This window comes from Psychrobacter immobilis (genome assembly GCF_003148585.1).
Taxonomy (GTDB): Bacteria; Pseudomonadota; Gammaproteobacteria; order Pseudomonadales; family Moraxellaceae; genus Psychrobacter; species Psychrobacter immobilis.
Genome location: NZ_QGGM01000023.1, coordinates 14,428 through 28,350 on the forward strand (window position 1 = coordinate 14,428; position 13,923 = coordinate 28,350).

A 13,923-nucleotide genomic window follows, 5' to 3' on the forward strand; every position below is an offset into this window, starting at 1 on the left:
GTGTGCGTATTTTAAAAATTCAGATAAAAACAGGTTTTCATCTACGCCTGCCATCTACGCGAAAACGTCAACTCATGTTACCATAGGCTGTTTTTGCCACCTGATGAAAGATGCTCATGCGACCCACCTCTAAACTCCGTCACTCCTCTGCTTTTACTGCCAAATTATTTCCTTTCTGTCGTTATCTGCGACCGTCGAAGCCGCCTGCTAAATACGTACCTATCATAGCGTTATTAGCAACGGCGACAATACTGCCCATCCATGCGCAAGCAGCACTACCAAAAGCCATCGAAGCAGCATTATCACGAGCCGATTTAACAGAAGCTGATATTAGTATTATCGTCACACCAGTCGGTGATAAAAATGCCAGTCACCTGCCCACTCCCATTCAGGTTATTGATAGCAGCAGCACGCACCGCTCACCTAAACCCGCTCTTCAGCCAAAACCGACTGCCAATATAAATGCTGATATAAAAAGTAACTCTCAAAAAGCCACGCAAAATAATAATGACAAAACCAATAATAACCATGTGCGCCAACAGAGTACGCTGATTACTATTGAGCAGCGTACCATTGAAAAGCATGAGAAAAAACTGCATGCTTACACCGATGACCCTTACACTTATCAAAGCTTAGAAAGCATCCCAACAATATTGGGTGATAAGGCAAAAACAGCTGTCATTAGCAACAATGCTAATAACAATAAAAATGATGACATCAGTACTGATAACGCCTCCATAAAAATTTCATTTTCGCCGTTGCTGAACCATCAAGCCGATATCGCTCGCACGCCTGCCAGCACCATGAAACTCGTTCCCAGCTTTATTGCTTTAGACACCTTAGGCGCTGATTTTGTCTGGCATACCCGTGTCTATCATACAGGCCTTGTCATCGGTGACCGTCTGCATGGCGATCTGATTATTCAAGGCAGCGGCGATCCAAAAATGACCCACGAGCGTTTAAAACAGCTCCTTTATAAAGTACAGTCGTCCGGTATCCGTCATATCGACGGTGATATTATCATTGACAGTGGCGTCTTTAAAAATGTCAGTAAAGACCCTGCCGCCTTTGATAACTCGCCACTGCGTCCTTATAACGCCAGTCCCGATGGTTTTTTGGTGAATTTTAGTACCATCGGTATCAAAAGCTATCCGTTAAACGATAACCAAGCAAATCTAACTTACACACCAAAATTAGCAAATTATGCTTTGCCCAGCATCATAAATACGCGTTCGGCGTCCTGTGGACAAGCGCGTTATAGTCTCGCACCTGAGTGGCAAGCAAAACAATTGGTGTTAAATACTCATTTGCCAAACAGCTGCCAAGAGCATGCTTTTTATGTGGCTTATCCTGACGCCAAAGATTTTGCAGCACGCGTTATTGCCGCAAAATGGCAAGAGCTAGGCAATACGCTAAGTGGTAATGTCATCACTCAAGAAGCACCTTACATTACAACGAAAAGCACCAAATCAACGCATGGTTTAGCAGCACTTCCTATATCACCGCTGCCTATTGTCAGCTACCCATCATTGAATTTGACGCAGCAGATTTACGATATCAATCACTTTTCAAACAATGTGATGACTGAGCAAGTGGCGCTATCGATTGGTGTTTATGACAAAGTTGATAATAAAACACTCGATAAAGCTATTAGTAATTCACATAGCTTGTATCAATTTGGCACGCCGACTGCGACGAGCTATCCTGTCGCATTACAAACTATTAATCAATGGTGGCAGACCAATCTAAGCACACCGCCGCCCCATTTGACCAATGGTTCAGGACTCTGCCGCGACTGCACCATAACAGCCGCCAACCTAAGCGAGCTATTGACTTATGCTTATAGCCATCCAAGTTTTAACGCTTACGTCAACTCGTTAGGTATCGCTGGCGTCAGTGGCACCATTACCGCTCATAGTGAACGTCTACCAGAATCAGCAGCCATTGGTCGGGCGTGGATAAAAACAGGTACCTTAAACAACGTCACCTCGATGGCAGGCTATGTCAAAGGATTGTCGGGACAGGATTATGTCGTGGTTGGACTCATCAATAGTGAGCAAGCACATAACGCTTATACAGCCAGACCCGTACTAGATGCGATGCTTGATTGGACGGCACAGCATTAAGTGTTTTTCACATCCTATTTTCCACCTTTATAAAGGTTCACTTATGTCACGCAAGACAACCAATCTCAATAAATCCAAGACTCATTCAGGTGGCGAGCCGCTGCCGAAAAACCATGAGTCAGCGCAGCCTAAATTGGCACAATATGTAGGATATTTCGCGATAGGCTATACGCTTGCCAGCGCAATATTTATGATGATTCAAACCAAGCTTGCGTTGAATTCGCAACTGGTAACGGTATTGTCTATCATTATCGGGGCTTATATCGCGGTTCGTAAATTTGTCAAACATCAGCAGCGCGCATTGAATAGCGGTGAAATCAATCGCTTAATGTTTGGCGGCGTCGCGGTGGTCTGGCTACTGACTGTCATTTACTTCTTAGCCATATGGTTTTGGTTGTTTGATGCGGTAAATCGCGAAGTCCTACTGGAGATGGCCATCCAGCAATCATTGCCATTGGTCTCATCGCTGGTAATGATATTGGTGCTGACACTGGTCAGTGCTCGCATCAGTCTTTGGGCGATCAATCGCCTGCTTAACCCTAAACGCAAAACTATGTGAGCGAGAAGACCTCAGCCGAACCTCTACAAGGTGCTACAAATTTTTCTCCCTATTAATACATAAAATCCGTTAGGCTAACTTTAATGAGTAACCTTTTGGATGATTGTGGGTGATTAACGGTTTTATATTTTAATAGGAGCATTTATCATGGACATGGTTTTTTTTGACAATATAGACAAGCTTGGACGCATCGTTTTGACGACAGTCATGGTTTATGTGTTGATCGTACTGGTGACCAAAGTCTCAGGTAAACGCTCCACCTCGCAGCTTAATAATTTTGATTGGATCGTCACTGTGATGATCGGTTCACTTGGTGCCAGTACTATTCTGCTCAAAGACATTCCTTTTGTCGAAGGGGTTTCATCGATTTTAGTACTTTATCTATTGCAGTTTTTAGTTACGAAATACGCCTCGATCTCACCGCAATTTAGCAGTTTTATTTTGTCAGAGCCGCGTATTGTTTTTTATCAGGGGCAGTTTTTGCCAGATGCCATGCGCGCTGAGCGGCTGACTCGTCAAGAGATTGAATGTGCGATGCGCTCTGAAGGAGTGCATCGTTTCGATGATGTTGAAGCCATCGTTTTTGAGTCTGATGCCAAGCTTACTATCATTCCAAAACCCAGCCCAACTGATGCGAGCGGTAATGACCAAAATACAGAAGATACTGTCTCAGAAACCATACAGCCCTTGATGTAAGACCTATTGCTTATCGAAGATTAGTAGAGCATAAAAAAAGCTTCGTAGAATCTTGTTTGTTACGCTCACTTAAGCGTAAAATTTTTTTGTTACATTTTACTAATGACTAAAATTAAAGTGGTACTGGCTATGAAAGTAAGAATTTTAACCGTCGGTAATAAAATGCCTAAATGGGTACAAACGGGGTTCGATGAGTATTTTAAGCGTATCCAACCTATGCTCAGTACAGAAATCGTGGAAATTGCTGCCGCAAAGCGTGCAAAAAACCCTTCTGATGCCAATTTGGCACAGTATCGTGAGCAAGAAGGACAGGCAATATTAGCCGCTCATAATGCTTCAGGGCGTGAGCAACTATGGGTACTGGATGTCAAAGGTAAGATGATTTCGACAGAAGGGCTGGCTGACAAATTAGCTGATGGCATGCAGCAAGGTGATGATATTGCACTAGTGATCGGTGGTGCGGACGGCGTATCACCAGAAGTATTAGCCAAAGCCGATGTAAAATTATCACTATCAGCGCTCACATTACCACATCCGTTGGTACGTGTTGTGCTCATGGAGCAGTTGTATCGCGCGATGAGTATCAATAATAACCATCCTTATCATCGTGGCAATTAAGCAATCATTAAACACTGCCATACTCTGTGCCGATAGTTTATGGGCAACAATATCAATGATAGAAGCGATTGAAAAATTGCTGTGCGCCCTAATAAACGCTACATGAAATATCCAAAACATGCGACATCTACCGCCCCTCATGCAATTCATCAGCCTGATGACTCGTACTCTCTTTCGCCAACGCCTATTACAGCGACTGGCGTTTGGACAGATGCACCTGCTTCAGGGTCAAATGTGGCTAAGCTACCAGCATTGTTTATCTCGCATGGCGCACCCACGCTTGCCATTGAACAATCTGCCACGACCAGTGCACTGGCACGTATTGGGCAAAACTTACCAAAGCCACGTGCCATCCTGATTATGTCAGCGCATTGGCAATCCGCCAAACTCGAAATAAGCAGTAATCCGCAACCCAAGACTTGGCACGACTTTTCAGGTTTTCCGCCTGAGCTATATGAGCTTCAATACCCTGCATCTGGTCAGCCAGCACTTGCTGAATCCCTTGCCCAGCAGCTCACTGCACGCGGTATTACTTGTAGTGTTAATCCGGTGCGGGCTTGCGATCATGGGGTGTGGGCACCGCTCAGGCACTTATATCCAGAGGCTGAGATACCTATCGTACAGGTTTCTCTACCGCAGCATTATGACAGTATCGCCTGTTATCAATTGGGTGCGCAGCTAGCGCGCCTACGTGAAGAGCAAATACTGATCATCGGTTCAGGTAACATTACCCATAATCTGCAAGCATTACGCTGGCAAGCAGATAGTGTTGACCAAACGGCTAAAGCATTTAAGCAATGGCTGCTACAACAGCTTAAAACAGATATTCCTAGTGCTTTAGATTGGCAGCAATACCCTGACTATAAAGATATTCATCCGAGTGACGAGCATCTGTTGCCATTGTTTTTTGCCCTAGGTACAGGTCAGCGTGTCTCAGTTGTCCATCAAAGCATGGCGCATCATAGCTTAGGCATGGATATTTATCGATTTGATTAAGTAATAATTACTTAATCGATAAAATGCAAACTTACCTCTCAAAAGCGTGTTTGGTAAACAACCCTGCTCGCTCCATCTCCCCTGCCACACTGAATAATGTCGCTTCATCATTCATACGCCCAATCAGCTGCATCCCAATTGGCAAACCTTTTTTACTCATTCCTACCGGTAATGACATCGCTGGCAATCCTGTGATATTACCCAGTAGTGTAAAGGCCATTTTGCCCAGTACAGGCTGACTAAGCTTTTCGATCATACCTGAGCTAAAGGCATACTTACCCATATCGATGCCCTTATTGAGCAATCCTGCGCTACGCATGAGCATTTCATCCATACGACTTGGTGGCAATACACCATGCTTAACTGCAGGTGTCGGCACGGTCGGACATAAAATCATGTCATAGGTTTCGAGTAGCAAACCAGTTTGATACTGACTGTGATGCCAACCATGCTTAGCATGCGCCAAATCAACGGCTGATAATGAGCGACCCAGCAATGCCATATTATAGGTTTGAGGCTCTAGGTTTTTGATATGTTCTGCCCCAAAGTCACGCTCGATATTATCAATGGTAAAAGCGGTATGGGTGCAGACCACCACCATAAAGTCATGCCAAAACTGCTCGATATTGATATTCGGCTCAGCGGGTATGACACGATGACCCATGGCTTCTAGCTGCTTAGCCGTTTGCTCTAATACGGCTAACACTTCTTTATCCACCACAGTATTGGCAATCAATGGCTGTTGATGCAAGGCAATGGTTAATTGCCTTGGTGCGCGCATCGCTGCTTGCAAAAATGTACCATCAGGTGGCGCAATGACATAAGGCGCACCAATCTCTGCGCCATTTGTAGCGTCGAGCATCGCGGCACTGTCACGTACGCTGCGGGTAATCACGTGATCTGCGACTGCACCTTCCCAGCCTTCCCCGAATTTAGGGCCTATTGGGTTACGACCACGGCTGGGTTTGAGTCCAAACGCGCCGCACCAAGCAGCAGGGAAGCGTATCGAGCCACCACCATCACCCGCGCCCGCCATCGGTACGATACCGCTCGCTACTGATGCTGCACTACCGCCCGATGAACCGCCAGAGCTGTAACCTTTTTTGAAAGGGTTATGAGTCGCACCATGGGCTTTTGGTTCGGTGGTAATGATTAAACCAAATTCTGGCGTATTGGTTTTGCCAAAGGTATTCACACCTGTGGCCTTCATTCGCTTGACGATTTCACTGTCGCTTTCAGAGATGATATTAACACTACGACTGCCCATCGTGATTGGCTCATCGGCAAAGCTAAATGACAAATCTTTGAGCAAATAAGGCACACCATTAAATATACCTGAGGGTAATCCCGCCTGTGCAGCATGATAAGCACTGTCATCGAAACGATGGATAATAGCGTTTAATTTGGGATTGAGTGTATTGGCTTGATAGACGGCAGCATCTAACAACTCTTTAGCGCTGACTTCACCTGAATTGACCAATGCCGCCAATGCTATGGCATCATATTGGATATATTCTTTAAACATAACCTGCATCCTTGCTGAGTAATAAACCTAAGACTTCTGAAAATTGAGTGATATTTATGCTATTTACCACTGTCAGTTTAGTATAAAAAACGAGTGCTAATAATTGATAAAAAAACTGATTGGTCATTCAGACATGAGCTCTATCATATTTCTTCAATAAAAAAGACGAACCACTCTCGTGACTCGTCTTTTTTATTATCTAATATAATCTAAACGCTACATTAATAGCTCACGCTTACCGCTTTTGCCCATTGAGCTGACCAACCCCGCGTCCTCCATGGAATCTACGATACGTGCGGCACGGTTATAGCCGATGCTAAATTTACGCTGAATACTTGAAGCAGAAACTTTTCGCGTCTCCATAATAAAGGCCACAGCATCGTTATAAAGGTCATCGTCCTCACCAGAGGCGTTAGCCGTACTACCGCCGCCACTAGGACTAGACAGTTCAAAGTTGCCTGCCATATTGTCAATATAATCAGGCGCACCGCGTTCGCGCCACGCGTCACAGACACGATTGACCTCTTCATCGCTGACATAGGCACCATGCACACGATCTGGCTCAATTTGCCCAGGTCCTAAAAATAGCATGTCACCATTACCCAGCATGTCTTCGGCACCGCCACTGTCCAGAATCGTCCGCGAATCTACTTTTGAGTTCACACGTAGTGCCGCCCGCACGGGAATATTGGCTTTAATCAAACCCGTGATGACATCGACCGATGGACGCTGGGTAGCCAGCATTAAATGAATCCCTGCTGCCCGCGATTTTTGTGCAAGACGGGTGATAAGCTCTTCGGCTTGCTTACCAACCTGCATGATCATATCGGCAAACTCATCCGCGACAATGACAATCATCGGCAAGGTTTTTAGCTTCGGTGCTTGGCTGATACTCACACTGTCATTAGGTCGCCATAAAGGATCAAGCATCGGATTACCCGATTTTTCAGCAGCAATGACCTTTTTATTAAACTCATTAAGCTTACGCACTTTGAGTAAACTCATCAGTTGATAGCGACGTTCCATCTCTGCCACGCACCATGACAAAGCACTGGCCGCTTCAGTCATATCGGTGACGACTGGTGTTAATAGATGCGGGATATCATTATAGTTGGCAAGCTCAAGCTGCTTTGGATCAATCAAAATGAGACGCAGCTCATTTGGCGTATATTTGAGTAGCATCGATAATAGCATCGAGTTGACCAATACCGATTTACCCGAACCTGTAGTACCAGCAACCAACATATGCGGCGCGCGAGCAAGGTCAGTAATGATGGCATTGCCACCGATATCCTTACCCATCGCCATGCTAATTTGGGCTTTGGGATCTTGGAATTTTTCGGTATTCAGTAGCTCAATCAAACGTACCATTTCGCGCTGCTTATTCGGTACTTCGATACCGATATACGGCTTACCCGGAATCACTTCAACCACACGCAAAGACGCCATCGATAACGAGCGCGCCAAATCACGTGAAATACCGGTAACCTTACTGGCTTTTACACCAGCAGCAAGCTCGACTTCAAAGCGGGTGACAACAGGACCCGGAATGGCGTTGACCACATTCGCCTTTACATTAAACTCTTGTAATTTAATCTCTAGTAACTCTGATAATTGCTCAAGCTCGGCGACGGTATAACTGGGCTTACGATCAGGGTCTGGCTTATCCAAAATAGAAATCTCTGGAATAGGCGTTAGGCTACTGCGATAGGCAGCTGTTTGCATCGAGCGTGATTTTTGACTGAAGGCGGCATCATCACTAATATCTGGCATAACGGGCGCATTGACATCCTCAGCGCTGTCATCCTCTGGCATCATGTCAGTGATATGATTGCTACTATCGCCCTCAGGTACCGCAAAACTTACCGTTGGTTTAGGCACAACTATTGGTTCAATAGCTGATGCTGTGACGCGGGTTTCTACCGTAGGCGGCAGTTTAGGATTAGACGGCGGCGTATTGGTCGGCGTCATATCAGCAACTGGTTCAACCACGTCTACTGCTTTGGCGATACTCGCTTCATTAGATATAGAAGAAGTCTCGAAATCCTCTGACAGTTCAGGCTCTTCATCAAACCATTTATCAGTAAAGTCGTTCATTTCGCTATTAGATGAGTCTGTCGCAGGCGCGGTGACTGCTGCTTGTCTGGGCAGCTCAGTCATATTGGCTGCTTGCACTGTTCCTGTAGGTTGCCCTGTTTCTACAGACTGCATAGCTGTAGGTGTTGATACATCCGCATGCTCTGCCAACCATGCATCGGCAAGTATATCAACGGCCTCCACTTTATCCTCTAACTCGAACGATTTAGGCTCATTATCCGTTTCGTCAGCCGTCTCACCGTATACCAGCTCATTTATTGATGGCTGAGCTGTTGACGGCAAGTTCTCTGTTGGTTGAGCTTCGGACATCTCTACGGCTGATATCGCTGTAGAGTCTAGCACCGCTGTCTCTAACGACTCAGTATTGCTATCAGCATATACAGAAGTAGTAGCGGCAGATACAGAAGTAGTAGCAGCTGAATCAGAAGTGTTCATATCATTAGCGTGATAAGCCATTTGTTCGCTGGCTAACAAGTCATCGACAGTATTGGCGTCATTCCAAGCAAAGCTTGGCTCAACTTTACGGATAGCAGTCATGGCAGGACTTGACGGCGTCGATGTATTCGTATGACTCGCAAGATTTTGAACAGTACTGCTAGGTGTTTCTACTGAGACAGGAACAGGCTCACTATTCTCACGACTAGATTTAGCAGCTGAATTAGGCATCGCCGCTTGTGTTGCGGCAACTACAGAAGCTTTAACGCTCTCAGCCAACCCTGACGTTGCCAAGAACTCTGACAACACATTGCTGAACCGACCACTGTTGTTTACGGCTTGAGCATTGCCAGCAACTTGTAACTCAAGTGGTAACTGCTCGTGATCGGCTGCGTCTTTTTTCTCGTTACTGTTGGCTGTGTTTTCATTATTTTGCTTGGCATTAATGTTTTCTGGCGTGGTTGACACGCTATCGTGCATCTTACCCTGACGCTTCACCCCTGAGCCAAGCCACGATAGCGCCTTAACCTTCTCATAAATCGCTAGCCAATGAATATTAAAGGCAAAAGTTGCGGTAATAATGACGAATGCCGTCAAGAAAATCACACTCCCCCACTGCGATAAAAGCTGTGCCAAACGCGCCTGTAATTCAAACCCAATAATGCCACCAGCCACGCTTTCCAGCCCTAGCGTTCCTGGATTGGTCAATTGCTGTACTAACGCCACCAATTGTGCAAACAAAGCGCTGGCACTTAATAATAAAAATACATAAGCAACCACTCGCATCAGCCAAAACGTTGGCTTGTTGTCCCACCAAATAAGGATAGACTCATAAACCACAAACGCCAGCAGCCACCATGCACCAAAACCAAAGAAGCTGTAAAGCAAGTCAGATAACCAAGCACCCGATTCGCCGCCTACATTATTAATCGTGGTCATATCGCTACTGATATGCGACCAACTAGGATCGTTACTGGTATATGTCATCAAAATGACAAATAGATAAACGGCCAGTATTAACCCAAGGAGGGTAAATATTCCCTTTTTTAAATACTCAATAAGCGGTGCTGATATCACGTAAGATCTGCCTTGTTATTAATACTAAATGGTTGCCAATGCATGACTAAGCCTAATCATGCTGACATAAAGCGCTGATAAAGGGTTTGATATAAAGTGCTGATACAAACGCACTTAGCGAAGTGTACAGAAAACATTGTCTATTATAAAAGCGATATACAACAGCCTTCTTTTTGCCTTTGGCACACTTGGCATAACTTCTTATAATAACAAATACATAGGGATAGTGGCGACCGTCTTACAAAGAAAGCGTGCAATAAAATCAGTCTGTATACGGTTTAGATAAAAATCATACGGTTTAAACAAAAACCTATGTCACTTGCAAAATATAACGACCAGAACAAGGACAGTCATATTAGACAAGACCTATAAAATACCAGCGGTTTCTAACCATAATATTTCAAGAGAAATATACTTTGATTGTAATCATACCTGTGTTTGTTTTAGCAAACTTGTACTTTTCGTCCAATGCCCTTATGTTATTATCACGCAGCGATTAGAAAATCCCATTAGCATCAATTTTGAAGACTGTTTTTTATTATATTGCTCACTCGTATTTTTAACATTTATATTTAGCAAGGAACAACTCATGGCAACTGACAATACCGCTCCACGTCACGAAAAACTCATTATCCTAGGCTCAGGCCCTGCTGGTTATGCAGCGGCTGTGTATGCAGCACGTGCCAACCTGAAACCTGTCATGGTAACTGGCATGGAGGTCGGTGGACAATTAACGACCACTACCGAAGTCGATAACTGGCCGGGCGATGCGCATGATTTAACGGGTCCTGCATTGATGGATCGTATGAAAGCCCATGCCGAGCGCTTTGGTACTGAATTGGTTTATGACCATATCAATGAAGTCAATTTAAACGTGCGACCTTTTGAGCTGACGGGTAATAACGGTAGCTACACTTGTGATGCGCTTATTATCTCGACTGGCGCATCAGCACAATATTTAGGACTGGAATCAGAAACTAAATTCCGTGGCCTAGGCGTATCAGCGTGTGCAACTTGTGATGGTTTCTTTTATAAAGATCAAAAAGTTGCTGTCATCGGTGGTGGTAATACTGCTGTTGAAGAAGCCCTATATTTATCTAACATTGCCGCTGAAGTGACCTTGGTGCATCGCCGTGATAGCTTACGCTCCGAAAAAATCCTCCAAGATAAACTGTTTGAAAAGGTCAAAAACGGTAATATTAAAATCGAGTGGAATCATAAAGTCAAAGAAGTCGTCGGCGATGACATGGGCGTCAATGGCGTAATCATCGAATCTATGATTGATGGCAGCACTAAACAATTAGACGTGTTCGGCATGTTTGTCGCGATTGGTCATAAGCCGAATACAGACTTATTTAAAGGTCAGCTGGATATGAAAGACGGCTATCTTATTGTCAAAAGCGGCTTAGACGGCAATGCCACACAAACCAGCATCGAAGGTGTATTTGCCGCAGGTGATGTCGCAGATCATGTCTATCGTCAAGCAATCACTTCTGCTGGTACGGGCTGTATGGCCGCGCTAGATGCTGAAAAATACTTGGATGCGATTGGCGAAGCCACAGCCGCTGACCATACTTATGCGTCAACATTGACTGCTGATAAAGAAGCCTAAATGGGTAATTTCTCTCAATATAACAATGAGCACATCACGCCTGAGACCTTAAAAAGTCTTGGGCGTTATGACTTTCCTGACCCTTTGATGGTTGATTCTGACGGCATTGGCATCGTCGCTGTCGGAGGAGATTTGGCACCCGAAACATTGATTTCTGCTTACGCGCAGGGTCTGTTTCCTTGGTTTAATGAAGATGAGCCAATTGCATGGTGGAGCCCTGAACCGCGCTGTGTGATGGTGCCAACCAATTATAAGCCAAGCAAGTCGCTGCGTAAGCAAGCCATCCGCGAGCGTTGGCAATTAACCCTGAATCAAGCTTTTGATAACGTTATTCATGCCTGTAGTTTACCGCGCAGTGATCGCCTCAATAATGAACAGCCCGAGGGCGAACATACTTGGATTCATGATGAAATGATTGAGGCTTATACCGAACTGCATGCACAAGGATTTGCACATAGCATTGAAGTTTGGAATGATAAAGGGCAACTCATTGGCGGGCTTTATGGTCTAAAAGTAGGTAGCATTTACTTTGGCGAATCGATGTTTCATATCGCCTCTAACGCCTCAAAGTTCGCATTTTGGGGTCTAATGCGCTTATGTGAACAAAGCCATGTGGCGCTAGTTGACTGTCAGCTACCAAATGAGCATTTGATGAGCTTGGGTGCAACCACGCTACCGCGTGCTGACTTTTTGACTCAATTGGATCTGTTAACGGCTAATAGCACTGCCAAATGGCAAAATAACTCTCATAAACCACTCGCCGTATCGTTACTTGATACCATAGAACCTTGGCAGCTTATCTTAAAATAAATACGATGACGAAGTGATTGATAGCTTATGTCTGTTTGTTAATCGCTACTTTATTAACTCGTACCTTATCAACTGCTACCTACCAACGAGGTTATCATGGCACCCGACACATCGTTCTTACTGATTGGAACACTGGCAACAAAAGCTCAAACAACCAAAGACACCGTTCGTCATTATGACCAACTGGGCTTGCTAAAATCTCGTAAGCGTCAGGCAGGCTCCCGTTTATATACCGAGTTTCATCCAGAATGTATCGAACGTATTGAGCTAATCAAAAGTGCGCAAGCGATTGGCTTTACACTCACTGAAATCAGAGACAGCTTGAATGATTATTACGATGGTCAATTGGATGTTGATTTACAACTGATGCTTACTCAGCAAAAATTGGCGCAAATACAAAAACAGCAAGCCAATATCAGCCTCATGGTAGAGCTATTAAGCGAACGTATCGATGTTCTTGAGCGTATGAAAGTAGATAATGACTATAAACTCAATATTGAAATCTGCAAAAAGAAAATACCCACTCAATAATAATAAAAGTGCCGACCCATCTACTATTCTGCGGGTTTATTTGGTTCTATTCGATGCCATTCATTATTCTCGGACGTAAAGACGCTGCATAATCAGTGCGTCAATAGCTGGTTGATGTGGAGTTTGGTAATACCCTTTACGCTTATGAATTAGAGCAAATTCTTGTTGCTCATATAAGGCTATCGCAGGCGCATTATCTGAGCGCACTTCTAATAAAAGGCTCTCCACCTGATGCGTTCTCAATTCTGTATTCAATCTGGCAAAAATTTGTGAGGCAATACCTTGACGTTGATAATCAGGATGGGTGCCAATACGTAAAATCTCCGCTTGTTCAAAAATCACTTGATATAGACAATAGCCTGTCACAGTATTATTAATACTATTGTTTTTTTGCTCATAAACGATCAGCAGATGCATGCTATCTTGTTTGAGTGATTCCACTAATGTCTGAAAACCCCAAGCATCTTGCGGTTGAACGATGGCTTCAATATCCGCTACTGCTTGCAGCACTTGCTCAAAATCTGCACTATGGGTTGATAAAATCTTTATCATCAACATTATATATCCTTTTACTATTATTTATACAAACCCAAATACAATAGCACTTAATATATTTCAAATATTTATCATTACAATATTGATTATGCCATTACCTTTTTATAGCCAAAAAAAAGCCACCCTTAAACAAGGATGGCTTTTTATGACTAACTTACAAGCTCATTACTGAGACTAATAGATTAGTTCAATACGTTAGCAACAACACCAGCGCCTACAGTACGGCCGCCTTCACGAATAGCGAAGCGAAGACCTTTGTCCATAGCGATTGGGTGGATAAGCTCTA

Annotated in this window: 12 protein-coding genes; 8 read left to right on the top strand and 4 right to left on the bottom strand. The window is 44.3% G+C overall.

Features of this window, described 5'->3' with window-relative positions; translation table 11 throughout:
- Positions 1 to 116 precede the first annotated feature (116 nt).
- The 5 genes from dacB to C8D84_RS13280 all read left to right on the top strand — a co-directional run bounded on the left by dacB (position 117) and on the right by C8D84_RS13280 (position 4,995).
- Positions 117 to 2,126, top strand: coding sequence for a D-alanyl-D-alanine carboxypeptidase/D-alanyl-D-alanine endopeptidase (gene dacB, locus C8D84_RS13260; protein ID WP_228244555.1), 2,010 nt, complete (start codon positions 117 to 119; stop codon positions 2,124 to 2,126).
- A gap of 43 nt (positions 2,127 to 2,169) precedes the next feature.
- Complete coding sequence (locus tag C8D84_RS13265; RefSeq protein WP_109592727.1) at positions 2,170 to 2,685, top strand: ABZJ_00895 family protein; 516 nt, start codon at positions 2,170 to 2,172, stop codon at positions 2,683 to 2,685.
- A 147-nt stretch (positions 2,686 to 2,832) separates the two neighbouring features.
- The gene (locus tag C8D84_RS13270) at positions 2,833 to 3,381 is read left to right on the top strand and encodes a DUF421 domain-containing protein (protein WP_109592728.1); all 549 of its coding nucleotides are present in this window, start codon (positions 2,833 to 2,835) and stop codon (positions 3,379 to 3,381) included.
- Between the two features lie 129 nt (positions 3,382 to 3,510).
- Positions 3,511 to 3,999, top strand: coding sequence for a 23S rRNA (pseudouridine(1915)-N(3))-methyltransferase RlmH (gene rlmH / locus C8D84_RS13275; RefSeq protein ID WP_045447690.1), 489 nt, complete (start codon positions 3,511 to 3,513; stop codon positions 3,997 to 3,999).
- A gap of 102 nt (positions 4,000 to 4,101) precedes the next feature.
- Positions 4,102 to 4,995 carry a DODA-type extradiol aromatic ring-opening family dioxygenase gene (locus tag C8D84_RS13280; protein WP_109592730.1) on the top strand — a complete coding sequence of 298 codons (894 nt, stop codon included), beginning with the start codon at positions 4,102 to 4,104 and terminating at the stop codon, positions 4,993 to 4,995.
- Between the two features lie 31 nt (positions 4,996 to 5,026).
- Here the strand turns inward: C8D84_RS13280 and C8D84_RS13285 are convergent, their stop codons facing one another.
- Both C8D84_RS13285 and C8D84_RS13290 read right to left on the bottom strand, forming a co-directional pair.
- Positions 5,027 to 6,520 carry an amidase gene (locus tag C8D84_RS13285; RefSeq protein WP_109592732.1) on the bottom strand — a complete coding sequence of 498 codons (1,494 nt, stop codon included), beginning with the start codon at positions 6,518 to 6,520 and terminating at the stop codon, positions 5,027 to 5,029.
- Positions 6,521 to 6,736: 216 nt separating this feature from the next.
- Positions 6,737 to 10,129, bottom strand: coding sequence for a DNA translocase FtsK (locus C8D84_RS13290; RefSeq protein ID WP_109592734.1), 3,393 nt, complete (start codon positions 10,127 to 10,129; stop codon positions 6,737 to 6,739).
- 589 nt (positions 10,130 to 10,718) lie between these two features.
- On the opposite strand from C8D84_RS13290, the gene trxB reads away from it, so the two are divergent.
- The 3 genes from trxB (at position 10,719) to C8D84_RS13305 (ending at position 13,082) form a co-directional block, all read left to right on the top strand.
- On the top strand, positions 10,719 to 11,741 hold the full coding sequence (gene trxB / locus C8D84_RS13295; RefSeq protein ID WP_045456114.1) for a thioredoxin-disulfide reductase: 1,023 nt from the start codon (positions 10,719 to 10,721) through the stop codon (positions 11,739 to 11,741).
- Complete coding sequence (aat, locus tag C8D84_RS13300; protein ID WP_109592736.1) at positions 11,742 to 12,551, top strand: leucyl/phenylalanyl-tRNA--protein transferase; 810 nt, start codon at positions 11,742 to 11,744, stop codon at positions 12,549 to 12,551.
- A gap of 96 nt (positions 12,552 to 12,647) precedes the next feature.
- Positions 12,648 to 13,082, top strand: coding sequence for a MerR family transcriptional regulator (locus C8D84_RS13305; RefSeq protein WP_045447676.1), 435 nt, complete (start codon positions 12,648 to 12,650; stop codon positions 13,080 to 13,082).
- 63 nt (positions 13,083 to 13,145) lie between these two features.
- Here the strand turns inward: C8D84_RS13305 and rimI are convergent, their stop codons facing one another.
- Together rimI and C8D84_RS13315 are read right to left on the bottom strand one after the other, a co-directional pair.
- Entirely contained in the window at positions 13,146 to 13,640 is a 495-nt protein-coding gene (gene rimI / locus C8D84_RS13310) for a ribosomal protein S18-alanine N-acetyltransferase (RefSeq protein ID WP_109592738.1), read from the bottom strand.
- 179 nt (positions 13,641 to 13,819) lie between these two features.
- A partial coding sequence (locus C8D84_RS13315; RefSeq protein WP_456154006.1) for an EF-Tu C-terminal domain-related protein occupies positions 13,820 to 13,923 on the bottom strand: 104 nt, incomplete at its 5' end.

What these genes read in the sequence shown, in the direction of transcription:
- dacB (WP_228244555.1), top strand. Translation starts at nt 117, where the DNA reads ATGCGACCCACCTCTAAACTCCGTCACTCCTCTGCTTTTACTGCCAAA.
- C8D84_RS13265 (WP_109592727.1), top strand. Translation starts at nt 2,170, where the DNA reads ATGTCACGCAAGACAACCAATCTCAATAAATCCAAGACTCATTCAGGT.
- C8D84_RS13270 (WP_109592728.1), top strand. Translation starts at nt 2,833, where the DNA reads ATGGACATGGTTTTTTTTGACAATATAGACAAGCTTGGACGCATCGTT.
- rlmH (WP_045447690.1), top strand. Translation starts at nt 3,511, where the DNA reads ATGAAAGTAAGAATTTTAACCGTCGGTAATAAAATGCCTAAATGGGTA.
- C8D84_RS13280 (WP_109592730.1), top strand. Translation starts at nt 4,102, where the DNA reads ATGAAATATCCAAAACATGCGACATCTACCGCCCCTCATGCAATTCAT.
- C8D84_RS13285 (WP_109592732.1), bottom strand. Translation starts at nt 6,520, where the DNA reads ATGTTTAAAGAATATATCCAATATGATGCCATAGCATTGGCGGCATTG.
- trxB (WP_045456114.1), top strand. Translation starts at nt 10,719, where the DNA reads ATGGCAACTGACAATACCGCTCCACGTCACGAAAAACTCATTATCCTA.
- aat (WP_109592736.1), top strand. Translation starts at nt 11,742, where the DNA reads ATGGGTAATTTCTCTCAATATAACAATGAGCACATCACGCCTGAGACC.
- C8D84_RS13305 (WP_045447676.1), top strand. Translation starts at nt 12,648, where the DNA reads ATGGCACCCGACACATCGTTCTTACTGATTGGAACACTGGCAACAAAA.
- rimI (WP_109592738.1), bottom strand. Translation starts at nt 13,640, where the DNA reads ATGTTGATGATAAAGATTTTATCAACCCATAGTGCAGATTTTGAGCAA.